Origin of the sequence: Candidatus Kurthia intestinigallinarum, assembly GCF_003991225.1 — a bacterium.
In the GTDB taxonomy this organism is placed as follows: domain Bacteria; phylum Bacillota; class Bacilli; order Bacillales_A; family Planococcaceae; genus Kurthia; species Kurthia populi.
The window spans coordinates 148149-173065 of sequence record NZ_JTFC01000026.1; the positions used below are offsets into that span (position 1 = coordinate 148149).

The window sequence follows — 24917 nt, forward strand, 5'->3', positions numbered from 1 at the left end:
CTCTGCCTACTTTACTTGATGCTGTTTCTTTAGTTCTTCTTCAATTTCTTTCTCACGCGCTACTTGTTGCTTCGCACGCTTGTACTGCATCGATAATTGAAACAAGCTAAGCACGATAATCATAAAGAAAATCGGCTGACGCACATCTAGACCAATTGCTGAATGCCCACCTAGCAGCGGCATAATAACGATGGCTGCTAAAATAAGGACAATCACGCGCAGCTGCATCCAAAAGTTTTGCATAAGCGATACTTTCTTTGTTGGGTAAAATAATACGAGCAATAACACGATAACGACGATATAAAATGGTTTCGTCGGTAAGCTTTCCCAAATCGCCCACTCACTAAAGCTATCGCGTAATAAAATTGCCAGCACCAATATGTAAATAATAAATTCTTTTATGTACGACATAGTACACCTCCACTATAGAGCATATCAAAGACCGCTTTTGAATGCTACTTCTGACATTGTTCATTTAAAAAAGAGGATAGAAGCACAGGCTCTATCCTCGGAACGACCGTTATTTATTACTACTAGCGCTATCTTTTTTCGTTACATGATCAACTAAATAGCTATTCTCTAATGTAATTTCTTTATCTTCTGGTAATGCTAATTGCTTTTGTAATGTTTGACGAACACTTAAAACATTATCTTGGCGTAATTTATAATAATACACCCCTGTAGACATGTCATCATCACCTTCTAGAGATAAACTTTTAATGGACGGCGAGCCAGATTGCATATACACAAATAGAGACTTCATCGTATCAAAGGACATGTTTGTCGTCATATTATCGCCTAGCGCTGTAATTAAACTACTATATTTCGTTAATGATGATGTTGACATCGCTTTATCGGTAATCGCCTCTAAAATCATTTGCTGCCGCTTACCACGTTCAATATCACTATCTTGGTGACGCGTACGCGCAAGTGCTAAGGCTTCACGACCATCAACGACTTGTGTACCTTTTTTCAAGTTCACCGTACGTTTGTCATTTTCGTCTAGCTCATGTAAATCATACGGTACATCCACTTCAATACCATCTAGTGCATTAACGACATCAATAAAGGCATTAAAGTTTACTTCCACATAATAATCAACTGGCACATTTAATAGATTTTGCACGGTTTCAATCGTGCTATCAATGCCACCAAATGCATGGGCATGATTGATTTTTGTCGCATAATTAACGCTTGGGATAAAGGTATACGAATCACGTGGAATACTCACTAAATCAATTGTTTTATCCGCATTATTTAATGTTGCAAGCATTAAAGCATCTGAACGCGCATGATTCGAGCCTTGTGCACGCTCTGTGCTATCATCAATCCCAACAATTAAAATCGACAAATTATCCTCTAGCGGCTCTACTTCCTCTTCACGCAACGAAGATTTCACATCGCGGCCCGCATCGTATGACTCAGCGACAGCCTTTTCACCCTTTTCATATAAATAATAGGCATAGCCTCCTACTGTAAAGGCAGCGAAAATAAATATACCTACAAGTGTAAAAATAAGCCATCGTAGCACGCGGCGTTTTTTCTTCGGTTGTTTCTCAGGTTGTTTTTCTTCCATGCAGTCTTCTCCTTCTGGATGTAGTTAGTCCGTCCACCTATTCTAGCGTTATGACGCCGGCTATTCGATAAAAGTTTCCATTCGTCTACATATTGTATCTCTTATTTTATCGGAATTGGTATTTACTGTACAATAAATCTATGTGAATAGATGTGAAAACACAAAAAAACCGCGAAAATACGCGGTTTTTGAGTTCATTATTGTTTCACCGTACCTGTTTTTTCATCATAAAAGCGGAATAAATCTCCGTTAATGATTTTATCCGATAACGTTGTTTTGGCATTTGCGCGCTCAATAAGCTCACGATTTTCTGCCGTTTCCCCTAATGGCTCGCCTGTTTTACGGTCATAGAACAATTCCTGTGTATACACGACATCATTCGTGACGAAACGGCCATCACGGAACGCAATTAAATCATCATGCTTCTTCGCTAATAAATCCGTTCCGATTTGAATGTCGTTTGACGTATCTACACCTAATAAATGCAATACTGTTGGACGAATATCTACTTGCCCACCTACTTCATGCACTTTTTTATCAGCTTTTGCTTTAATGTCAGTATTTGGCACATGAATAATAAATGGTACTTCTTGTAGCATGACCGTATCATACGGTGTAATTTCTTCTTTATTTAAAAATTTCGCCATCGCTTTATTATGATTTTCAGAAATACCATAGTGGTCACCGTACATCACAACAACTGTATTGTCATACAGCCCGGCATTTTTCAGCTTTTTAAATAATACTTTCACCGCTTCATCTGTATAACGGACTGTTTGGAAATAACGGTCCACTGTTTTATCGCCTGAATCATAAGCATCAATATATTGATCCTTCTTATCCGATGTAAACGGGAAGTGATTTGTGAGCGTCAGCATACGTGTCGCAAATGGTTGTTTCATGTCTTTCATAATCTCTACTGACTGTTTCATAAATGGAATATCTTTCAAGCCCCAGTTGACCGAATTCTTTTCATTGACATCATATGACTCAATATCATAAAACGTGTCGATATTCATTGCATGATACATTAAATCACGATTCCAAAACGATTTATTATTAGCATGCAGTACACTTGTCGCATAGCCATTATCGCCTAGCTTTTCAGACATTGAATTTAGTGAGTTGCCCGCATTCGTAAAGAATACTGCCCCCCCGCCAATGCCATACAATGAATTTTCCATCACAAATTCACTATCGGATGTTTTACCTAGCCCTGTTTGATGATAGAAGTTATCAAAATACAAGGTGTCATCGCTTTTAATTAACTTATTCAAAAATGGTGTAATTGTTTGACCATTCATTTTTTCATTAATAACAAAATTTTGTGTAGACTCTAGTGAAATAAAGATGACGTTTTTTCCTTTGGCAATACCATAGAAATCCTTATCCGGCTTTACCTCATTTGATTTAGCATCGTTAACAATTGTCGTCAACTCGCCACCATCGGCAAATGCTTTTTGTGCGTGTGTTTTTGATTGCACGTAAATATCATATAAATGATAATTATATGTTCCAATGTTTTTCACTAATAATTCACGGTCAAAGCTACGTGTTAGTAACTGAGGTCGTTCTTTTTCAGCTAAGCCTAAATTTAAAAATAATAAGGCAAAGCTAAGCGCAAAATACGTGTTGCGACGGTTGCTTGCCATACGGTTAAATTCTTTTGCTGCTGGTAAAAATAATACAGCTAAAATAATGAGCACTAAATCGACAAAATAAAAAACATCTGCCCACCCAACAAGTCCTGCAACCGAGCTACCTAAATCACCAAAATTATTCGTTTGGAACAACACAGGCAGCGTAATAAAATCATTGTAAAAACGATAAAATACGACATTACCGTATAAAACAACCGATAAAATAACTTTTACGGTAATGATATACGCATTTCGACCTTTTGCGCTTTTAAAAAATAGTGAAATACCATACACACAAAGAAGCGCGGCAAGTGGGTTAATGAATAAAATAAACGCCTGCATGCCATTTTCAATGTCTAAATCAAAGGCCGTACGATACGTATAATACGTTTGTAACCAAGTCGCAAGCACTGCAATGAGTAACAATGTATGCCGCGGCCATTTAGTATGTTTCATGTGTTTGAATTCCTGCTTTCTTCAATTTCAAAAGTTTTCCCCTTCTATCTTATCAGAAAAAACGATTACTCGCGCTTTTAACATCACATTTTTTTAACAAATCCTTTACAAGCTGTGTCAATTTAAAGACAGCTTGCACCTATACACTTTTGCGATGACGCACGTCTATTTGCCATTTTCTCGATGCCTCTTCCTTCTAATTAAGACGTCATTATTTTTATTAAGTTCGGTCATTGATTATTGTTTTTAACAAGCGAGTAACACCGCCGAAAAATTTCGTAGCAGCATACTACGCATCGCACGAAACATCTGGACAAATGTTTTGTTTTAATTTTTTCGTTAGCAATGATTTTCACCTAGCCAAGCGCAACTAATTTAGATGAAATCACGCATTTCCCTAAGGAGCGTCTTTTGACTACGACTTACTTAAAAATATGTGTCAGATGCGCAAATGATTATGCTATTATTTATCAATAAGCAGGAAACGTAGTAAAAGCATGTCATTTATTAAAAAAACATGACCGTAAACAGGGGCTTAACATCACAAAAAAGGCTAAAAAAGAGCCTTTAGGGATGCTTTAAGGGGTGTTTTCAACACAATAATCCCCTAAAAAAAGACCTAGTGGCATAAAAAGTGTGTCATTTATTCACAGGCATGAAGTTGGCGATAATAACGGCTTTTCCGAACCTAAAACAAGCCATTTCGGGACAAAAATAGCCCGATTTTATCCTTTTCCAGCAAACTTTTGTTAAAAAACAACTTGTCAATGCGCAAAAAAATAGGCGCTAGCATACTATTTTTTTATCATCTCGATGATTTTAAGCAAATTCATAGCATATTACTAATTCATTAGCCCCGTGGCTGTCACTTATCGAAAAATATGTCGTATCCAAAACACGCTCCATGAGGTAATGAGCAATTTTTACTTAGCCAGGCTAAAAAATAGGCTTTGCTCATAACGATAATCGCTCATCATAATATATTGATTTAAATAGGTAAAAATTCCATTCTCTTTAACCGATATAAAATGCAGAATGATTAAAGGAGGAATTGGATGCATTTATTTAAAATGAAACATACAGACGGCATACATATTATTGATGACGTGAAAAAGCATAAAAATAATTTACAACTTCAAACGATTACAGGTGAGGAATTATTTATTATCGCGGTGACTGATGAAAATTATACGGTCTATGATGATCGCTTCGCTGGCGCATCAAAGCAATTAAATTCAATTGAAGCATTTGATATTAATGGTAGCTTTCGTAGCTTAGATTTTGATAATATGCGTGATTTATTCACAAAAGCATTTGATCATTTACTTGAACATATCGCGGCATTAATTACGAATGAAGAACTTATAAATTTAGATGTTTTAAAAGAAAAAATTGCTACGGAAGTTCCTGGCATTCACTTTAAAATCATCTCAAATGATAAACCCGTATTATTTTAAAAAATCCTTATAATAATAAAAAAACCGTTCAAGAGTCAAAATCTTGAACGGTTTTTACTTTGGTCAACTAGCCACCAATAAATAAGGTTGTTTGAGCAATCGCTATATAAAAGGCTGGATTTTGAATCGGTGCAATCGTTTCAATTTGCAACTCTATATCAAAATGATTCGTTTCTTCATTAAATATTGCTTGCCAGCGGGCATAGTCAGTATCCTGCCACTCAAAATTAGACCAGCCCTCGTGCTCCTTATGCAAAATCATTGTCGTGTCGCCATTTGTAATTTGTAAATCTGGAATTAAATCACGCCAGCCAATATAGCCGATTTCAAAAGGTTTTTCGCCTTCGATTTCCGCACGATAAAAGACGCGACCTTTGCGTGAAATTTTACGGCACATTGCGCGGTCATAGTCTTGAATATGTGCCTCGTATTTTACGAAATATTTGTAATCCATCATGCGATCAAAAAAGCGGCTCACGCCATTGCCATACATTCGTTGAACCGTACCAACATTTTGTGTAGCCTCATTTTTCACAAAAATTTCAGGTGTTTCTACAATTGTATTCGGGTGTGTATAAAAGTATTGTTTCATTGCCTTCCTCCTACAATTTACTATACAAAAAAGGAGCCCTTTCCGACAATGGAAAAGGCTCTTTTTTATCAATTATGCTTTTGTAATTTTATTCACAACACGGTTTGCTAATTTTTCTGCAGCCATTGGCAATGCTAATTTAAAGATTGGGTTTAGTGCAACACCTGCAACACCGCCCGCTTTCACTTCAAGATGCATAACCATTTCTGTATCAGTTGGGCTTACTTCACTCGCTTGGAAGTAACCAGCACCCGTAAATTTATCGCTTAGGCCTTCTAATGAAAAGCCAATTTTTGATGGCTCTTGCCATTCTGTAATCGTGATTTTTGCATCTACTTTTTTCGTAATACCCGCTACTGTACCACCGAATGTCCAAGTAGATTCTTTATCATTTAACATTTCGTGCTGACGATATCCTGGTACTAATTTTGCCCATTTTTCGATATCAGATACGAAAGACCATACTTTTTGTTGTTCTACTGCGATATTTGTTTTATACGTTGTTTCTGCCACGTCACATCACTACTTTCTGTCTATTGTTCTTTTATTATATCAAGAAAACGTTTGATTGGCGATGATTAGCCTCGAACCTGGCCGGTGCCTTCGATATACACTTTTGTGGACGTTAATGCTGGTAAGCCCATTGGTCCGCGTGCATGTAACTTTTGTGTACTAATACCGATTTCCGCACCGTAGCCAAATTCAAAGCCATCGGTAAAGCGCGTTGATGCATTATGATACACCGCTGCAGCATCGACGCCTTGCTGGAAACGGCGTGCACGTTCTGGATGTGGTGTAATAATGGCCTCTGAGTGCTTTGTGCCATACGCATTAATATGACGAATGGCTTCGTCAAGAGTTCCCACTACTTTAACAGAAAGTTCCTCATTTAAATATTCCGTGCTCCAGTCATCTTCTGTCGCAAGCTTAATATTTTCTGGATTTAACTCATATACCGCTTCATCACCATGCACGATAATGTTTTCGCCTAATAGCATATCGACAAGCTCTTGCCCATGTGCATCAAACCATGTACGCTCTACTAATAAGCTTTCCGCCGCATTACAAACAGATGGGCGCTGTAGCTTCGCATTTTTCACAATATTAAAGGTCATCGCAACATCGGCATCCTCGTCGATGAAAATATGACAGTTGCCCGCACCCGTTTCAAGGACCGGCACACTTGCCTCGCGGATGACCATATCAATAAAGGCTTTACCGCCGCGTGGAATCAGGACATCTAAGTATTCTGTTAAGTTAAATAAATCGCTCGCTGTCTCACGGCTCGTGTCCTCAATGAGTTGTACGGCATCGATTGGCAGCGTTGATTTTTCAAGTGCTTTATGAATGGTATTCATAATGGCAATATTTGAAAACTTTGCTGATGAAGAGCCTCGTAAAATAACGGCATTTCCTGTTTTAATCGCCAGTGTCGCGGCGTCAACTGTAACATTTGGACGTGCCTCATAAATCATCGCAATGACGCCAAGTGGCACGCGACGCTTTTCAATATGCAGACCGTTTTCTTTATCAATCGTTTCCAATACTTCACCGACTGGGTCTGGTAAATCAATCAGTTGCATAATGGCATCATGCATGTCGCCAATGCGCTCCTCTGTTAATAAAATACGGTCCATCACCGATTGTGATAAACCAACTTCTTGGCCTACCTCTAAATCTTTATTATTTTCATCAACGATATAGACAGCATCCTCAACGAGCTGCTGTGCAATTAAGCGTAATGCCTCATTTTTTTCATCGGTTGTACGCTCATTCATTAAGTAACTTGCTTGCTTTGCTAATAACCCTTTGTCATGTACTTCTGACATTTTAATCCACCCTCTCTGTTTGTACGAAACGATCACGGTGAATGACGACATCGAGTGCGCCGTCGATTTCATCTGTGCGTTTACCCATCGCTTCTTTTAATGTTTGTGCGTCGTACAGTACTTCGCCGCGTCCAATTAATTGACGTTCGCGGTATACCTCAACGACTTCTCCCGCTTCAAATGCCCCTTGTACGATGTAAACACCTGCAGGTAATAAACTTTTCCCCTTATAAAGCAGTGCTTCTGCAGCACCCTCATCAATGTAAATACGACCTGCTGCATCGGAAAATAAAGAAATCCATTGTTTTTTACTTGGTACAACGATAGCATGTTCTTTTTCGATATACGTACCATCGCCGTGACCTGCTAACACATCGATTAATTTATTTTTCCCTTCACCTCGACCAATAAACACGCTAACTCCTAGGTCATACGCGGTTTTTGCGGCTTGTAGCTTCGACTGCATGCCACCTGTACCTACCTTCGAACCTTCCGATGTCGCAAAACCAAGCAGTTCATCGGTAATTTTCGTCAAATGCTTAAAATGGATAGCATCCGGATTTTTCTTTGGATTGTCTGAATACAAGCCATTAATATCGGTTAAAATAATGAGCTGATCGGCATGAACTAAGCCACTTACAAGGGCAGATAGCATATCATTATCACCAAATGTTAATTCCTGTACCGATACGGTATCATTTTCATTAATAATTGGAATAATACCGCGTTCAAGTAATTCCTCGAATGTTTCATAGGCATTTTGATAGCGATCTTTCTTTGAAAAATCGGTGCGTGTTAATAAAACTTGCGCCGGCGTGATGTTATAGTTGGCTAATACTTCTGTATACTTTTGTACGAGTAAGCCTTGCCCAACGGCAGCTGCTGCCTGCTTACCTTTTAATGTCACCGGGCGCGACGGATAGCCTAATTTTTTAAAGCCACACGCCACAGCTCCAGATGACACAAGAATCACCTCATGACCATTTTGCTTTAATTGTGCAATGGCTGCTAGATGGTCTTGCACTTTGGCGTCATCAATCTCTCCTTTTGCATTTGTTAAACTACTACTCCCAATTTTTACGACAATTCGTTTCTGTTCCATGCGATTCACTCCATTAAAATAGCCCATTTCATCCTATAGTTTAAGGACGAAATGGGCTTGTTCGCGGTACCACCTTAATTGAATATAGTACATGACTATATTCCGCTCTTCTCATAACGCTTGAGGCTGCGCCTATGTTTGCATAGGAGCTAGAAAGTAGGTTCGATGTAGTGCTGCGTCGCTCCCTTTCAGCCGATGGAGAGCGTTCTCTACCCGTGCATGCTGCATGTACTAATCTTTCTTACGCTTATATTTGTTGTCTATCATGCACTACAAAGTCTGTTCTGTCAATATATTCTGTTAATTTGACACGAATTCGCAAAAAATCGAGCAATCCGCAAATAGTGTGATTGCTCGATTTTTTAATGAGGCTTAACTGGACGTGATGTCGCAAATGCCATACAGCCAAATGCCACAAGGGCCATGCCTAAAAATAATAGTGATTTTCCGACATAGCTGTAGTTCAATGCACCATATACGGCGCATACACCCCCAAGCACCATGAGTACAATGCTTGGTCCACTTACTACCGCAAAGGATTTCCGTTTCGCTCGAAAGCGCATCGTCAGTTTTAATGCGATAAATCCGACAAGCATGCCGATAAAAATGGGCCATAAAATCATATCGAACATCTTCATTAGCGCTTCCTATATGGTTTATTCCCTTTATTACCGGCGGTTGAATGATACTTCTAGTTGATTTTAACGAATGAAAATTCACATACCTTACTACCTAGTCCTCGTACATCTCACCAAAATACATGCTTTCAAAGTCATTTAAATCATCATTATCCGTTGTTTCTTTCGTCTCTTCTAACTGTGCTTGCTGTGCAGCAATAAATGCATGTGGGTCGACATAAGGTGATGCCTGTTGCTGTGGTGGCATCACTGGTGGCTGAATCGCTTGTTCTGGTGCGAGCAGTGGCGTCTCTACTAGTGGTCGTTCCTCTTTTTGTGCGATGACAGGCTCTGTCGCTGCTGCTACTACAATTTTCGGCTTTACTGTCGTGCGCTTTGGTTCTTCAATCAGTAGCACATTGTCAGACTGCGCTAATTCGTCATCATTTAAACGCATGACGGATTCAAGCCAGCCATCAAAGCTTCCTGGATGGTCAATCATTTGACGAGCCTGCTCAAAAACCGCTTCTTGCACTGCCATGTCGTGTAATGCCGCGAGTGATTTGTAGGCATTTAATTTATGTGCCATCATCGTATAGTAGGCACTATCTTCTCGTTGACCGGCTTGTTCATACAATGCTGCGAGTTGTAAATAGGCTGCGGCTGTCGGCTCCATTTGAAAAGACTCCAAATAACGCGTAATCGCCGCGTCCTTTTTTTGTTGCGCAAAAAGAGCTTGTGCCTCGATTTGACGTGCCTCGGCTGTCGGAATGACTGCAGCCATACGCTGCGCCTTTTGTGGCTCATTTAGTATGGTATAAATTTCCGCGAGCTTCATCGTCACTTGCTGTTTTTCCTCGCTTGATAAGCTGTCGAACGCTTGACTATAATCCTGTGCGACACTGTCGACTAAAAATTGTTTGAATTCATTCATCTAAAAAAACTCCTTACGCTTTAAGTATGTTTAGTATACCAAATATCTAAAAAAGGAACCGTGCAACTGCACGATTCCCTCGTATTAGCCTCGGTCAAAATTACCTGCCACTTCAACCGTTTGTGTAATGTTCATAAATGCTTGTGGATCGACTTGTTTGACAATTTCTTTCACTTCATTTAATTGATAACGTGTAATAACCGTCATTAAAATGTCACGTTTTTCGCCCGTGTAACCACCCTTACCTTCTGTCATCGTAATACCACGATACAGTCCTGAAAGCAGTGCATCTTTTGTTTCTTCCCCTTTGGCGGTAATAATCGTCACCGTTAGCTTAATATGATTCGTGTGAATTAAGTCGATTACCTTACCTGTCGCATAAATGCTGACAAGCGTATTTAATGCCGCATCCCAACCAAATACAAAGCCAGATGCAATGACAACAACTGCATTTAAACCAGAAATAATCGTTCCAAGTGGGAAATTACTACGCTTGCTAAGGAGCATCGCAATAATATCAAAGCCACCTGATGACCCCGATGCCTTAAAGACAATCGCAATCCCAAGCCCCGCAATCACCCCGCCGAAAATACCCGCTAAAATGGGGTCCTCGGTAAAGCCGACAATTGGAATAACCGATAAACTCACTGAAATGGTCACAACCGATAAAATCGTATACGTAATAAATTTCTTACCTAATTTCCAAACGCCTAAAATCAATAATGGTAAATTTAATAAAAAGTTAAGTACTCCGGTATCAAATGGTGTAATAATCCCGAGCATCATCGCAATCCCGCTTAAACCACTACTTAAAATTTCGTGTGGAATTAATAAAAAATTGTAAGCAAGTGCAATAATAATCGAGCCAATTAAAATCATGCTAATGTCGCGTACATGATGCATTTCTCTATCCCCTTTTACGTTCAAATGCTTTAATCAACGTAATTATAGTGCAAAATATCGCGAAATAACTGTTAAAAGTTTTTTCTGAAAATAGCTGTTCTATGCGTGTTTTTCTGTACTGGACAACTGTTTTCTACCAATGTAAAAAGCGATGAAAAATGCGGGAATTGTAAAGACAATCATGCCGAGGAAAGCCGCCTGCATCGACATTGTGTACAAGTACGTCGAAAAAAAGGTCATGAGCGCGGTCGCAAAACTTTGTGCAAATGTCGCATACAGTCCTTGTGCACTCGGTAAATAATTCGTTGGTACATTCGCGGTAATAAAGCGCATAAACGCATAATGTGCAAGCGCAAACGATAAACTATGGAACAGCTGACTAACGATAAACAGCTCGACATTTGGGAAGAAATAAATGATGCACCAGCGCGCAGTTGAACCTGCCGCCGCAAGCGCAAACATCATGCCAGGCGTCCATTTTTTAAACAATCGATCGGCGTATGTGAACAGCATAATTTCAAATAACACCGACACATTAATAATCATACCGATGTAATACTTCGACACGCCAAGCTCCTGTAAATATAAATAGCCATAGTTGTAATAGGCAGCATGTGCACCTTGTAGTAAAATCGCCAGCAGTAAAATAAGCGGGAAATGGCGCACTTGAAATAATTTTTTAAAGGATGGGCGTTCTGTGGTCGCTGCGGGTGCTAATCGTACACTATCCGGCGCCTTCGTCCATGTCAGCGCAGTAAAAATTGCCAAAATGACAATCATGCCACCGAGGAATAATTGGTCCCCAAATGCACCTGATAGCATACTAATAATGAGTACCATACAAATAAAGCCGATTGAGCCAAATGAGCGCGCCTTCGCATAGCGTAGCTGACTATGTTGCGTAAGTGAACCGGCCGTCGCATCAAGCGCGGGCATCAGCATTGGGAAAAAGAAATTAAATAAAGCGGTAATTATAAGCAGTGGCATATAGCCCTGTGCTGGGATATAGCTACAAGCAAGCAAAAAGGCCGCCGCACTGACCCACTGTAAGACACGTAAATCACTCGCGGTTTTTTTCATCATGGGATAAAGCGTAATCGTCGATAACCCGCGCATAAGTAAGCCGATGCTCATAATGACGCTTGCCTGCTCAATCGAGAGGTTTTTGCCATCAACTAAATAGCCCGTCCAATACGGTAAAAAGATGCCCCAGCCCATAAAAAATAAGAAAAAACGGACGGACATCCAGCGTTGTACGTTCATGTCACTCACTCCTTTTTCGCATCGTATCATGAAAACTTTTTAGTATAATAGGAGATATCTCATATTTTGGAGGCATTTGATGAAAAAAATAATGACTGAAACGAGACAACACTTCATTGAAGAGGACACACTGCAAGCGATTTTCCCAAAGGGCATTGAACAATTTGCAGAGATTCATGACTTTGAAGCCGGTGAATTTATTAATGTCGAGGGCGATGAGCCAGCGTATTTGTATTATATTTTATCCGGTAAAGTGAAGGTTTATTTTACCCAATCAAACGGCAAAGTCGCGCTGCTGCATTTCCTCGGCACGCATTCTTTTATCGGTGATATGGAGCTGCTTGAGGCACGGTATTATTCAAAGGGCATTCAAGCATCTCAAAAAACACGCTGCCTCGCATTCCCGACCGTGCATGTGCGCGAGCTTTTATTAAATGATGTCACCTTTTTACGTCATTTAGCGTTGTATATGAGTAAAAAAATCATGCATAACTCCGCCAAAATGTCGCAAAGTTTAGCCTATCCGCTTGAAAATCGTTTGGCTGAATTTATTTTGATGTCTGAAAATAATGGCATTTATAAAGAAAAACATACCGAAGCCGCAGAATTTTTAGGCGTTTCATATCGTCATTTATTGCATGTTTTAGCACAGTTTGTAGAGCGCGGTCTTCTCCAAAAAGACGGAAGATGCTATATATTACGTGAGAAATCGATTCTAGAAGAAATGGCGACATCTATATTCGCTACGGCGATTTATGACTGATTCACCCGCAGAATATTTCCTATGCGCTTTTTTGCTATTTTGTGATAATATTTTCGGCACTCACCCATTTAATTCATTTAATTTTAAAAATTGTCTGAAAATAGATGTCGGTGATATATTGTGTTCACTATTTGTTTAGTGATACAATTTAGAAAATTATAAAAAATTATTTAAGTAAAGGAAGTTAGGCATATGGAATTTTCTCAACGAATCTTAGACACTCCTTCATCATTTATTCGTAATATTTTAAAAGTAACAGATTCACCAAATGTAATCTCTTTTGCGGGTGGACTACCAAATCCAATCTCATTCCCGGTTGAAAAACTACGTGAATCTGTCAACCGCGCCATCGATGAAGACGGTAGTAAGCTTTTCCAATACTCAACAACAACAGGCTATGCACCACTTCGTCAATACATTGCAGACAAGTACAATCATAACTTCGACTTAGGCATTACAGCGGATGATATTATTATTACAACCGGCTCACAGCAAGCACTGACATTACTTGGTCAAGTTTTAGTGAATGAGGGCGATGGCATTATTATCGAAGAGCCAGGCTATCTCGGTGCGATTCAAGCCTTTATGCTTGCGCAGCCAACTTTCTACCCTGTGACACTCGAGCAGGATGGTTTAAACCTTGATGAATTAAAAGAAGCGCTTGAAAAACCAAATGCAAAATTCATTTACACTGTACCAAATTTCCAAAATCCAACCGGTTTAACGTATACACAAGAAAAACGTGACGCAGTGTATGACATTCTAAAAGATTACCCAGATATCGTATTAATCGAAGATGATCCATACGGCGAGCTACGCTTTGAAGGCACAGCACTGCCATATATTGGTGGTGGACGCCTTCCAAATAGCGTTATTTTAGGCTCATTCTCAAAAACAGTCGCACCGGGTATGCGTATCGGCTTTATCATTTCAAAAAACAAAGAATTAATGACACATGTCGAAACAGCGAAGCAAGCGGCTGATTTACACACTAATATTTTCTCGCAATATGTGCTGCATGATTATTTAACACATAATGAATATAAAGAGCATGTTGAGAAAATCATTGATTTATACGGTAAACAAGCAAACGCGATGCTTGACGCACTTGAAAAATACATGCCAGAAGGTGTGACATGGACAAAACCTGAGGGTGGGATGTTTATTTGGGCGACATTACCGGATAATAAATCTGCACTTGATATGTTTTCAAAAGCAATGGAAGCGGATATTGCCTTCGTACCGGGTGACCCCTTCTACACAGGTTCACAACATGTGCCAACCCTGCGCCTAAATTATACGGCCTCGACACCAGAAGTCATTGATGAGGGCATCAAACGTTTAGCAGAACTTTTCAAAAAATATTAACGAAAAAGAGGCTTTGACATACGTTTAAAAATAACCTCTCTTATGAGCATAAGAAAAACCGGAATCGTGCTATAGCACGGTTCCGGTTTTTCGTTGTGAACGCTAAAAAAGGAAAATGACGTGTTTCGTCTAGTCTTTTTTATAGTGTTTTTATGAGTGCCTCAACAATTGCCTCATAATAACTTTGCGGATGTGGTACGAGCTGGGCACGTGTTACGGTCTTGATTTCCCCGCTTTGAACATCACACAATGATATAGTTGGTGCATCTCCGTAAATCAATGCCGCAAAATCGGCTAGACGGCATGTTAAAAGAGCCGCTACCTCCTCTTGCTGTAGTGTGAACGTTTGAGGTGTCGTCACCTTATAGACGTAACATCGAGCCCATTCGCGGTCTGAAATCGCTGGTGTTAGCACGATATTTTGTAATGTGCCAATGGACTGTAGCTCAGAAAACTTCACGTCAATTCCTAATTCCTCCGCCACTTCACGAATGCCATCTTCTGGCGTTTCCGTTGCGAGTAAATGCCCTGCTGCTGTAATATCATAGCGCAGTGCATAATCTTTTTTATTGGCGCTTCGCAGCTGCAAATAAACGAAGCGCTCGCCTTCCCTCTCTTCAATCAACCAACAGTGAAACGTTTCATGCCATAAACCAGACGCATGAATATGGTCGCGTGTGGCGATACCTACTCGCTGATCGTGCTCATTAAAAACTGCTAACTCCTCAATGATGCTCATCTCCTATTTGTCCGCAAAGGCGAATGTTACTTTATTATTTTCTAACATTAGTTTCGCGTTAAATGGATTGCCTTTTTTCGATTTAAAGCCTTTTAATTCAGCTGTTTCACCGTTCGTCACTAAATCGGTTAATTGCTTCGGTGAAATTTTTTTCTGTGCGATAATTTTAGATACCGTAAATTTGCAACCGCCCTTATAGTTCGTACAGCCGTAAAAGGATTTATGCTCAATAAGTTGTCCTTCCTTACATGCTGGACAGGTAACGATTGGCTTCGTCGATGACACCGGTGTCGCTGCTTCCTTCGCCTCCGATAAATCCGTTTTCGCGACCATAGCTGGTGTCGTGTCGATTAAATGACGTAAAAACTTCTCGACACTCGCAAAAAAGGCCTCCTGTGTCCCCGTTCCTTCGCCAATTTTCCGCAAATACGTTTCCCACTTAGCGGTCATCGTTGGACTCGCAAGGAGTGAGCCGGTAATGACCTGGCATAATACGCGACCCTTTGGCGTTAATGACACAATGTTTTTCGTCACTTGAATATACTCATGGCGTTTTATCGTTTCAATAATGCCCGCACGCGTCGCCTCGGTCCCAATGCCCTCTACCTCTTTTAAAATATCGCTCTCTGTCTCATCATCGACAAGCTTCCCGCATGTTTTCATCATTTGAATGAGCTGGCCCTCGGTAAATGGTTTCGGTGGCTTCGTTTCACCCTCATGGACATGAATAAGTGCGGCAACCTCCTCGTCCTGCTCGACAATCGGTAGCTTCGGTGGCTCCTTGTCATCCTTCTTCTGTGGCCATAGCTCCTGAAAGCCGCGGTCTTTTTCGACTTTGCCGACCGAATAAAAGACAATATCCTGTACATTTGTTTCAATCGTCGTTTCCTCGTACATATAATCTCGGTGAAACATCGCCAGTGTCGTGCGCATAATTTCAACGTACAATCGTTTTTCTGGGTCACTTAATTTCGCGAGCTTCGCTACAGTCGGTACCGTTTTCGTCGGAATGATGGCATAGTGCTCCTCTACTTTTGAGGCATCGACATAGCGCTTCGACGGCGCAAGACTAGCGGGCTCAAAATTCGCCTTCATAATGTCCTGAAAGGCGGGTAATTGTTCTTTTAAATACGCAAACTCTGCTGGTGTAATGAACTGACAATCCGAACGTGGATACGATACGAGCTTTTTCTCATACAATTTCTGTACTGTTTCAAGCACCATTTTCGGACTAAATTTCCATAGACGATTGGCCTTTTGTTGAAGCGTTGACAGGGAATGCAGCTTTGGTGGTAAATTGCGCTTCATCTTTTTCGTCACTTTTTGAATCGTACCCGGTAATGGCGTATTCTCCGCAATACCTGCCTGCGTTAAAATCGCTAGTGCTTCTTCATATGTCTCCTTTTTCACCTTCGCTTTGCCACTGTATTCTCCTTGTGCCGCATTGAATTTCCCTATTAGCTCATAAAATTTTTTCGGCTTAAAGTTTTCAATTTCACATTGGCGCTCATAAATCATAAAGACCGTTGGCGATTGCACGCGCCCAATCGACATGACCTCATTTAGCCCCTGCTGCTTTAACAGCACCGTATAGAGACGACTCGCATTCATGCCAACAAGCCAGTCGCTAATTTGGCGTGTTTCAGCCTCTTTAAACATCCGTAAATCCTTCGCATTGTCTTGAAGTTGACGAAAACCCGCACGAATTTCGTCGGCCTCTAGTGAATTAATCCATAAACGCTGAATCGGCTTATTGCGCACGCCGGCCTGACGCAAAATCGAATAAAAAATATTCGAGCCTTCGCGGTCCACGTCACAGGCATTAATTAAGACGTCTGCTCCCTTGAGTAATTTCTTCACTTCCTGGAATTGCTCCCACTTGCCTTTTGCTACTTTAAATTCATATTTTGAAGGAATCATCGGCAGCACATCTAGCTTCCAGCGCTTCCAAGCACTATCATACTCAGCCGGTGCCTTTAGCTCCACTAAATGGCCGATGCCCCATGTAATGACAGCCCCTGATGGAAAGACCTCATTTGGCGCAAGCTCAATAAAATGTTTTGTTTTTTTCGCGACAGGAAAGGCTTCTGCATACGCCTTTGCCTGCGATGGTTTTTCAGCTAATATGACAATGCTCATGCCTGCACCTCCTGTGTTTCGAGTTGTAGTAGGTTATGCTGTAGTAATTCGTCGGTTAAGCGACTAAGTGGAAGGCCTACAACCGTTAAGTAATCGCCGTCAATTTTTTCGACAAAAAAGACGCCATCCGTTTGAATGCCGTAGCCACCTGCCTTATCAAATGGATCTCCTGTTGCGACATATGCCTCAATAAAAGCATCCGAAACCATACGGAATGTCACTGATGTCGTTTCGACAAAACTATAGGTATTCTGTGCGGTGACAATCGCAACTGCCGTTAGGACCTCATGTGTTTTACCGCGTAGTTTTTGCAAATGCTGTACCGCTTCATTTGTCGTTTTTGGTTTATGTAAAAGCTGGTCATGATAGACAACAATCGTATCCGAGCCAATGACAACGGCATCTGGATGTTTAGCCGAGACGGCCTGTGCCTTTAATAACGCGACGTCTTGCACATATTGCGGTGCTGTCTGAAATGCCACGCTTGTCTCCTCAACATCGGCTGATTGCACGTCAAATGGTATATGGAGCTGTGCAAATAACTCACGACGGCGCGGTGACTGTGATGCTAAAATAAATGATGCTGTCGTTTGAAAATTCATAAAATCCCTCGCATTCTATCTAGTAATTTCATTTTAACATTCACTACTGCTTTACAAAAGGCAGAGCAATCAAGTATGTTTATCTATACACTACATAACAAAGGGGTACTTTTTATGAATAAAGAACAGTTAATGAACGAGGCGCGCGGCGTCTTAAAAAACTCGTATAGCCCATACTCCAAATTTCCAGTAGGAGCTGCGTTACTTTTAACAGATGGCTCGGTCATTACGGGCGTCAATGTTGAAAATGTGTCATTTGGTGCCACAAACTGTGCAGAGCGTACGGCGATTTTCACGGCGCTAACACAGGGGTATAAAAAAGGCGATTTTGTAGCGATTGCCGTTGCCGGTGATACGGACGATTTCTTACCACCATGTAGCATTTGCCGCCAAGTCATGGCTGAATTTTTCACACCGAATATGCCGGTTTATTTAACAAATCGCGCGGGAGATATTAAAGAGCTTGCGTTAAAAGAATTATTACCGTTTGCGTTTACGGAATTAGAAATGTAAGCAAAAAGGAGCCGCAATACTGCGCCTCCTTTTTTCATGCTATTTTTTTCTCTTTGCATACCATTTTAAAAGTAAATACCAACCACCGACAAAAATAACAAGGCCGACAATCGTTGGACCAAACACGACACGCCCAACGACGAGATAGCTAACAATTAGCATGACAACGAGCCACGCTAATGCAAAAAATAATACAAATTGCCATGGAATCTTCATATTACGAACGTTCCCCTTCCAATAGTGCATACACCGCATGGTCAACAAAATGGTCATACAGCCATTCCGACTCACGCGCGATACCCTCCTGTGTAAAGCCAAGGCGCTCGGGAATGGCACGACTTGCACGATTTTCAACGGCTGCACGAATTTCCACACGATGAAGCTTTACGGCATCAAATAAATAGTCGACAAGTCTTGCGACACTGCGCGTCATAAGACCATGCCCTTGAAAGTCTTCCGCAAGCCAGTAGCCAATCGATGTCGAACGATTTTCACGATCGAGCGCATGTGTGCCAACGGTCCCTGCAAACTGTCCCTTATATAAAATCGCCATATTTAAAATGCCTGATACCGCAAATTGCTTTTCGGTGAAGGCGATAAATTGACGCGTATCTAAAATCGTTTTCGTGCCATCTACCCACGGAAGCCATTCGCGTAAGTAGCTACGGTGTCCATCTACTGCTGCAAACATCGCCTCTGCATGCGCATCACTTAATTGTTGTAACGTCATGTGCGCATCTAATTGCCATTCCATTCTAAATGCCCCCTTTAACTATGCGCTTATTATAGCATGTCGCGGTCCTTCGTAACGCTTAGAAGACAACTTGCGATTAGCAACACCCCTGCAATGACATAAAATTGACCAGTAAGTGACAATGGTAATAACGCCAGCCCCGATGAGCCAACGACCGTACCAAGCGAGAAGAACGCATAAAAATACCCGTACGCACGCCCTCTCGTTTGTTCGGTCGTTCCTTCAATAAGCATGCGATTCATTGCGGGGAATAATAGCGCAAAGCCAATACCATACAGGGCAAGTATCGCATAAAGCAGCGCTTGCGACGTTGTGATACTAATAAAAAACTGACTGATTCCAATAAAGGCAATCCCTAACACCATGAGCCATTTAGCAGACCATTTATCAAATACATAACGTGTTGGCAGTACAAATAATAAGACTGCCACAATGCCAAACATACTCATTAGTGTGCCACTTAACCGCGATTCATAGCCTAATAATTCGATACGAATTGGTAATAAATACGCCAGCGCCCCTTGTGACATCATCAGCAAAAAGGCGGCCATAAAGGCACGTATGGCGCGTGTATTCCAGCTAAACCTTTGTTGCGTCGTCTGCGATTTCTTTTTCACCGTTAGCTGTAAAAATATTAATGCCACAACGACAACGGCACCAATTATTGCGACCGTCATCAGCACAAATGGTACGGAGGTACGCGTTGCCACGATGCCGCTATAAGCAGGACCTAAAATCGCCGCGATGCCGACAAAGGCGCCGGTTAATGCCGACTGACTGCCCTGTGTTTGCTGGGCTGTTTGATTGGCGACAAGCGTAAAGGCAGCCGGTGTAATAAGCCCTGCCACAAAGCCATGACAGGCACGTAGTACGAGCAAGGTGGTCGGTGAATCAATAACCATATATGCACATAATGATAGCACCGTAAGCATCAGTCCAATTATTGCAATACGCTTCGCTCCCACACGGTCAGTTAAAATACCCGACGCCATATTCCCAAACATATTCGTAAAGGAATACATCCCAACGACAAGTCCGGCTATCATCGTCGAAGCGCCTAATGACAGTGCAAAGGTACTCATGACGGGAAGCTGTGCGAATAAATCGAGAAACGTAAAGAAAATCGCACCATACAATAACCAAATTTGTTTAAATGGTTGCGGTCGATAACGTGCTTCAGCCCGCTTTATGTATCGATCGAATAAAAAGTTCCCAAATGGGATAAAGGCGACAAGGACCGCTACAATGGAATAAACAATGGGCCATTGCATACGTAACTGGGCCCACGCAATCGACGCGAGATACAACATAAAAATGGCGCCATGCAAACTGCCCATAATCGTTACCGCTAGTGGCAAATCCCACACATATTTTAGTGGCATCGCGACACCTAATAAAATTAATAGCGATAGGCCGTCTAAAATGCCCATCGTTCGTAAAAATTGCACAGCTTTTGAGTGCACAGTATTCCCTTCTTCCATTATTCATTACTAAAAAGTATACCGCATCCTTATCGCTATTGGCTTCTATTGTGCCTGTATTTGGCAATAAAAAAGCCGACGTCGTTCATACGTCGGCTTTTACACTACTGAATCGCTAAATAGCGTGTTGGGACAGCTTTTAGTATCGCGAGCGCTAGCATGGCGCCTGTCACCGTCGACAATAAAAAGGACGGCATGAAAAATAACGCAGATACCGCGGGTGCATGCATAAAGAACATACTATAAGGTACCGCAACAAGGGATGCGATGATGCCTGTGCCGATTATTTCCCCACTGATTGCGGCTATGCGTCTTTTCGTTATCCTATAGAGCATACCTGCAAGCACTGCCCCTATAACACTTCCTGGAATGGCTAATAAAGTCCCCGTCCCCATCATCAGTCGAATAAGTGATGCCAATATAGCCTGTATAATTGCCGGAATCGGCCCTAGTGTTACCGTGCAAATAATGGTCATCATATGCTGAATGGGCGCCACTTTTGCCACACCAATCGGGATGCTCACAACACTTGAGCCGATAACACAAATCGCGATATACATCGCTAATAACGTCATTTTTTTCATATAAAAAGCCCCTCTCTTTCTGATGCGATTGCCAAAAGAAAAAGAGCCAGGCCCTTATTATCTTTGTAAGTTGCTTCCCTCCGCTAGTATGAACTAGATCAGGTTTCAAGGATTAAGCGGCTGTAGCGCTCTCTCAGTCAGTCACACTGACACTCCTAGCAATCGTCCCCGCTACTGTATCATAAAATTAGTCAAATGGATAGTCTAAGTCGTATAATTTGCGGTATCTTGCGTCATCTGCTAACAACTGTTCATGTGAACCTTTTACACGCACTCGACCATTTTCAAGCATATAAATGGTATCCATATGAGCCATTGCTGCTAAATGGTGCGTAATCCATACGACTGTTTTATTGCTAAGAACCTCAAATATCGTATGAATCAATTCCTGCTCAGTTACGGGGTCTAAACCAACAGTTGGCTCATCTAATAATACAATGGGCGTTTGCTGTAATAAAATACGAGCAAGTGCGATACGCTGACGTTCTCCCCCAGAAAAGCGTGTGCCAAGTTCTTCGACACGCGTGTCATAGCCATGTGGTAATGTCTCAATCATCTCATGCAACTGAACTTTTTTCGCCGCTTCAATGACCTCCGCATCACTTGCCGAAACATTTCCAAGTCGAATATTATTCATAATCGTCGTATCAAATAAATACGGCTTTTGTTCTAAGACCGCGATAAGCTGTGATGTGTCATGACGTAGCGTATGCATATGCACGCCGTTAATCGTTACCGTACCAGCAGTCGGCTTATACGCCCCCAGTAATAACTTCCCAAGCGTACTTTTACCGGTACCTGTTTTCCCTAAAATCGCGACTTTTTGACGTGGGTGCCATGTCATTGATACATCCCGGAGTACGGTCCTATTATCATATTGAAAAGCGACATTTGATATATCAACGGTATAAGGCCCAGTAGGTAATGTAGTGCATGGCTGTGCGTCTTCGCTTCGTCCCTCGACTTCCATAAGACGTGCAAATGACGTGTCATAACTTGGGAAATGGCTAATTGCATCGCTAATTGGCATAAACGCTTCAAGTAGCGGTAACGCAACAAGTACAAAGGCCGCAATCCACATTGGATGAAAAACAGCAGTTTGCGCCATGTCGCTTCCAAACATAACTAATAGAATCACTGACGCAGCAGCGACTACTTGAAAAACAATCGAACGTCGACGACTCGATGCTTCAATTTTTGCTTCTAGTCGGTCATAACGCGCTGCAATTTGTTGTTTCCCGGCAATCATTTGATCTGCACGACCACTTAATTTCCAGTCTGTTGCACCCATTACAGCATCTGTTAAGTCATTATAAAGTTCCGCCCGCACTATTTTCATATCAAGCATATGTTGTCGGTTGCGTTTTAATGCTACATATGGCAATACAAATACAAGGATGCCAAATAGCAAAGCTAACAACAAAGCATATGGAATGCTAAATACACCCAATGCGATAATCGCGATGCCATACAATATAAGTGCAAATAGCGCTGGGAAAATTGTTTTTAAATAAAAGTTTTGCAAATGCTCTAAGTCATCGGCCAGTAACCCTAATAAATCGCCGATTGCATAACGTTCTTTTAAAACGAGCGCCTGCGTCTCTAATCGTTGAAATAATCGCACGCGCATTTTTGATAACACGGCTAATACAAAGGAATGACTTGCAAGCTGTTGTAAATAATTAAGTACGGGACGTGAAATCCCAAATGCACGTACTAAGACAATTGGCACGTAGACAAGCAAGATATTTTCAGGTCGTAATGACGACTTTGAAATTAAATATCCCGATGTAAACAAGAGTGCACATGCAGCAATGAGTGCACCCACGCCGAAAAGAATCGTCAATATAAGCAGGCCTTTATGCGCTTTTACATAAGGCTTAATCCAATTGTTCATGACATTTTCCTCCTTGTGCGGCAATAAGTGCAGCATAGTGACCTTGTTGTTTCATCAGTTGTTCATGGGTGCCAACTTCGACAATTTCACCATCATCAATGACAATAATCCGGTCCATATTGTGCATCCAATGCAAGCGATGCGTTGCAAAAAAGACAAGACGCTCGTCAAATAACGGTAATATGCGCTCCTTTAATTCCGCTTCCGTTTCGATATCTAGATGCGCGGTCGGTTCATCGAATAATAATATGCGGCGGTCTTCCAGAAAAGCACGTGCTAGCGCAATTCGTTGTTCTTGTCCTCCACTCAATATTCTTCCCGATTCCCCAATCCATTCATCTAAACCATGGGGCAATGCCTCAATTACTTCACGTAATCCCGCACGATCACAAGCCGCTATAATCGCCTCCTCACTCGCATGTGGTGTATAAAAGGCAATGTTATTGCGTAATGTATCGTGAAAAATATAAGGGTGTTGTGGAATATAATACAATTGGCGTTGCCAATCTGCATTGTATAACGATGGTAATACTTGACCATTAACCGTAATACGGCCGCCTGTCGTAGTTAAAAACCCTCCAAGTAATGATAATAACGTTGATTTCCCGGCACCTGACGCACCAATAATGCCAATTTTCTCATAGCCTTGTGCCGTTACATGCCACGCTTTTGGTATTACACGATCTTTAACACGCACGCCATCGAGCATTAATTGGCTTTTCTCATCCCACTGTGCTACCGGCGTATGGTCAAGCGATTGTCGGTGCTCCTCTAGTGCTTGTTGAATTGTCTTAAAAGCATTTTTCCCATCAAGTGTTGCATGATAATCACTACCAAACTCGCGAATTGGTGAAAAATAATCCGGTGCCACAATGAGAACAGTTAATGCCGGTAATAACACGATTGTGCCATTAATTAAACCAAGCCCTAAAAACAATGCAACAATGGCAACGGATAAACTCGTAAAAAACTCGAGGGCAAATGTTGATAAAAAGGCCAAACGTAATGTGCTCATCGTTGCTTTGCGGTATTGTTCACTAACCCGTTCAATATTACGGTCATAACGTTTACTAAGTCCTAATACACGTAATGTCATAATGCCGCGTAAGGAATCTACGAAGTGGTTTGATAACTGTTCGTAGGACTCATACTGGCGATCAGCTTTTGCCTTTGCTGCAAGACCTACAAGCGCCAAGAAGAAAATGAGGATCGGTACGACGACAACCAATATAATCGCAGAGCGCACATTTTCTGTCCAAACGAACACGACGATCATGGTCGGGATTATCAGCATATTCATCAGCTTCGGTAAAAAGAGCTTAATATACGTTTCAACATTGCGAATCCCTTCAACGGCTAATGTCACCGTTTGTCCGGTTGCAGTACGCTGCGATCCTACATCAAAAATATGATGTAGTAAATCATTGCGTAAATGGTGACCGATTTTTTTCGCATAGGCCGTAATAAAGCGTTCACGTAAGGCAACAATGACTTGTTTGCCAATAAAACACACCGCAAATAACAATAAAAGAAGCCACTGTTCAGACAGCGGCTCGTTGTGGAAAACATGCGTAATCGCTGTCGCTAAATAAATGGCTTGTAGGATGGTCATCGTGCCCTGCAACAGGGCTAGTACCCCTAAGCATACAAATACCCCTTTAATGCGTGGTAATGTAAATAGCGCTCGATCGATCATGTTCTCCATCTC

General features: G+C 41.4%; 24 protein-coding genes and 1 riboswitch. Of the genes, 4 read left to right on the top strand and 20 right to left on the bottom strand.

The annotated features are described in order from the left end of the window. Nucleotides 1-6 precede the first annotated feature (6 nt). The 3 genes from QI30_RS06705 to QI30_RS06715 all read right to left on the bottom strand — a co-directional run bounded on the left by QI30_RS06705 (nt 7) and on the right by QI30_RS06715 (nt 3672). Complete coding sequence (locus QI30_RS06705; RefSeq protein ID WP_126990161.1) at nt 7-411, bottom strand: hypothetical protein; 405 nt, start codon at nt 409-411, stop codon at nt 7-9. Nucleotides 412-520: 109 nt separating this feature from the next. Then, nucleotides 521-1576: an LCP family protein gene (locus QI30_RS06710; protein ID WP_126990162.1), complete on the bottom strand. Its 1056-nt coding sequence runs from the start codon at nt 1574-1576 to the stop codon at nt 521-523. Nucleotides 1577-1773: 197 nt separating this feature from the next. Further along, entirely contained in the window at nt 1774-3672 is a 1899-nt protein-coding gene (locus QI30_RS06715; RefSeq protein WP_126990163.1) for an LTA synthase family protein, read from the bottom strand. A 1055-nt stretch (nt 3673-4727) separates the two neighbouring features. Here QI30_RS06715 and QI30_RS06720 point away from each other — a divergent pair. Beyond that, entirely contained in the window at nt 4728-5129 is a 402-nt protein-coding gene (locus tag QI30_RS06720; protein ID WP_126990164.1) for a hypothetical protein, read from the top strand. Nucleotides 5130-5196: 67 nt separating this feature from the next. On the opposite strand, the gene QI30_RS06725 is transcribed toward QI30_RS06720, so the two are convergent. The 8 genes from QI30_RS06725 to QI30_RS06760 form a co-directional block, all read right to left on the bottom strand. Then, nucleotides 5197-5721 carry a tubby C-terminal domain-like protein gene (locus QI30_RS06725; RefSeq protein WP_126990165.1) on the bottom strand — a complete coding sequence of 175 codons (525 nt, stop codon included), beginning with the start codon at nt 5719-5721 and terminating at the stop codon, nt 5197-5199. Nucleotides 5722-5793: 72 nt separating this feature from the next. Continuing rightward, nucleotides 5794-6234, bottom strand: a complete 441-nt coding sequence (locus tag QI30_RS06730) for a CoxG family protein (RefSeq protein WP_126990166.1) — start codon at nt 6232-6234, stop codon at nt 5794-5796. 65 nt (nt 6235-6299) lie between these two features. Next, nucleotides 6300-7550 carry a glutamate-5-semialdehyde dehydrogenase gene (locus tag QI30_RS06735; RefSeq protein ID WP_126990167.1) on the bottom strand — a complete coding sequence of 417 codons (1251 nt, stop codon included), beginning with the start codon at nt 7548-7550 and terminating at the stop codon, nt 6300-6302. A 1-nt stretch (nt 7551) separates the two neighbouring features. Next, nucleotides 7552-8652, bottom strand: coding sequence for a glutamate 5-kinase (gene proB, locus QI30_RS06740; protein ID WP_126990168.1), 1101 nt, complete (start codon nt 8650-8652; stop codon nt 7552-7554). A gap of 362 nt (nt 8653-9014) precedes the next feature. Beyond that, nucleotides 9015-9290, bottom strand: a complete 276-nt coding sequence (locus QI30_RS06745) for a hypothetical protein (RefSeq protein WP_126990169.1) — start codon at nt 9288-9290, stop codon at nt 9015-9017. A 94-nt stretch (nt 9291-9384) separates the two neighbouring features. Further along, nucleotides 9385-10203 carry a hypothetical protein gene (locus QI30_RS06750; RefSeq protein ID WP_126990170.1) on the bottom strand — a complete coding sequence of 273 codons (819 nt, stop codon included), beginning with the start codon at nt 10201-10203 and terminating at the stop codon, nt 9385-9387. Nucleotides 10204-10287: 84 nt separating this feature from the next. Further along, complete coding sequence (locus QI30_RS06755; protein ID WP_126990171.1) at nt 10288-11106, bottom strand: YitT family protein; 819 nt, start codon at nt 11104-11106, stop codon at nt 10288-10290. 99 nt (nt 11107-11205) lie between these two features. Further along, entirely contained in the window at nt 11206-12369 is a 1164-nt protein-coding gene (locus QI30_RS06760) for an MFS transporter (RefSeq protein WP_126990172.1), read from the bottom strand. 79 nt (nt 12370-12448) lie between these two features. Here QI30_RS06760 and yeiL point away from each other — a divergent pair, with 79 nt between their 5' ends. Together yeiL and QI30_RS06770 are read left to right on the top strand one after the other, a co-directional pair. Beyond that, nucleotides 12449-13132, top strand: coding sequence for a transcriptional regulator YeiL (gene yeiL, locus QI30_RS06765; RefSeq protein WP_126990173.1), 684 nt, complete (start codon nt 12449-12451; stop codon nt 13130-13132). Nucleotides 13133-13324: 192 nt separating this feature from the next. Further along, nucleotides 13325-14500, top strand: coding sequence for a PLP-dependent aminotransferase family protein (locus tag QI30_RS06770; protein WP_126990174.1), 1176 nt, complete (start codon nt 13325-13327; stop codon nt 14498-14500). Nucleotides 14501-14639: 139 nt separating this feature from the next. Here QI30_RS06770 and QI30_RS06775 read toward each other — a convergent pair whose 3' ends face one another. The 3 genes from QI30_RS06775 to QI30_RS06785 are packed head-to-tail and all read right to left on the bottom strand — an operon-like array spanning nt 14640 to nt 17980. Then, a complete protein-coding gene (locus tag QI30_RS06775) occupies nt 14640-15239 on the bottom strand; it encodes an NUDIX hydrolase (protein ID WP_126990175.1) in 600 nt (199 codons plus the stop codon). Nucleotides 15240-15242: 3 nt separating this feature from the next. Next, nucleotides 15243-17378 carry a type IA DNA topoisomerase gene (locus QI30_RS06780; RefSeq protein WP_126990176.1) on the bottom strand — a complete coding sequence of 712 codons (2136 nt, stop codon included), beginning with the start codon at nt 17376-17378 and terminating at the stop codon, nt 15243-15245. Beyond that, nucleotides 17375-17980, bottom strand: a complete 606-nt coding sequence (locus QI30_RS06785; protein WP_126990177.1) for a Maf family protein — start codon at nt 17978-17980, stop codon at nt 17375-17377. Before QI30_RS06785 ends, QI30_RS06780 begins: the two co-directional genes overlap by 4 nt. 75 nt (nt 17981-18055) lie before the next feature. Here QI30_RS06785 and cdd point away from each other — a divergent pair, with 75 nt between their 5' ends. Then, nucleotides 18056-18493: a cytidine deaminase gene (gene cdd / locus QI30_RS06790; protein ID WP_126990313.1), complete on the top strand. Its 438-nt coding sequence runs from the start codon at nt 18056-18058 to the stop codon at nt 18491-18493. Between the two features lie 39 nt (nt 18494-18532). Here cdd and QI30_RS20820 read toward each other — a convergent pair whose 3' ends face one another. The 6 genes from QI30_RS20820 to cydD form a co-directional block, all read right to left on the bottom strand. After that, complete coding sequence (locus QI30_RS20820; protein WP_186439509.1) at nt 18533-18709, bottom strand: hypothetical protein; 177 nt, start codon at nt 18707-18709, stop codon at nt 18533-18535. Between the two features lies 1 nt (nt 18710). Next, entirely contained in the window at nt 18711-19247 is a 537-nt protein-coding gene (locus QI30_RS06795) for a GNAT family N-acetyltransferase (RefSeq protein WP_126990178.1), read from the bottom strand. Between the two features lie 29 nt (nt 19248-19276). Next, entirely contained in the window at nt 19277-20710 is a 1434-nt protein-coding gene (locus QI30_RS06800) for an MFS transporter (RefSeq protein ID WP_233600539.1), read from the bottom strand. Between the two features lie 122 nt (nt 20711-20832). Beyond that, the gene (gene thiW / locus QI30_RS06805; RefSeq protein ID WP_126990180.1) at nt 20833-21312 is read right to left on the bottom strand and encodes an energy coupling factor transporter S component ThiW; all 480 of its coding nucleotides are present in this window, start codon (nt 21310-21312) and stop codon (nt 20833-20835) included. Between the two features lie 58 nt (nt 21313-21370). Beyond that, nucleotides 21371-21479, bottom strand: a riboswitch (TPP riboswitch). Nucleotides 21480-21499: 20 nt separating this feature from the next. Next, nucleotides 21500-23209, bottom strand: coding sequence for a thiol reductant ABC exporter subunit CydC (gene cydC, locus QI30_RS06810; RefSeq protein ID WP_158620979.1), 1710 nt, complete (start codon nt 23207-23209; stop codon nt 21500-21502). Continuing rightward, the gene (gene cydD / locus QI30_RS06815) at nt 23193-24902 is read right to left on the bottom strand and encodes a thiol reductant ABC exporter subunit CydD (RefSeq protein ID WP_126990314.1); all 1710 of its coding nucleotides are present in this window, start codon (nt 24900-24902) and stop codon (nt 23193-23195) included. The genes cydC and cydD overlap by 17 nt, the downstream gene beginning before the upstream one ends. Between the last annotated feature and the right edge of the window lie 15 nt (nt 24903-24917).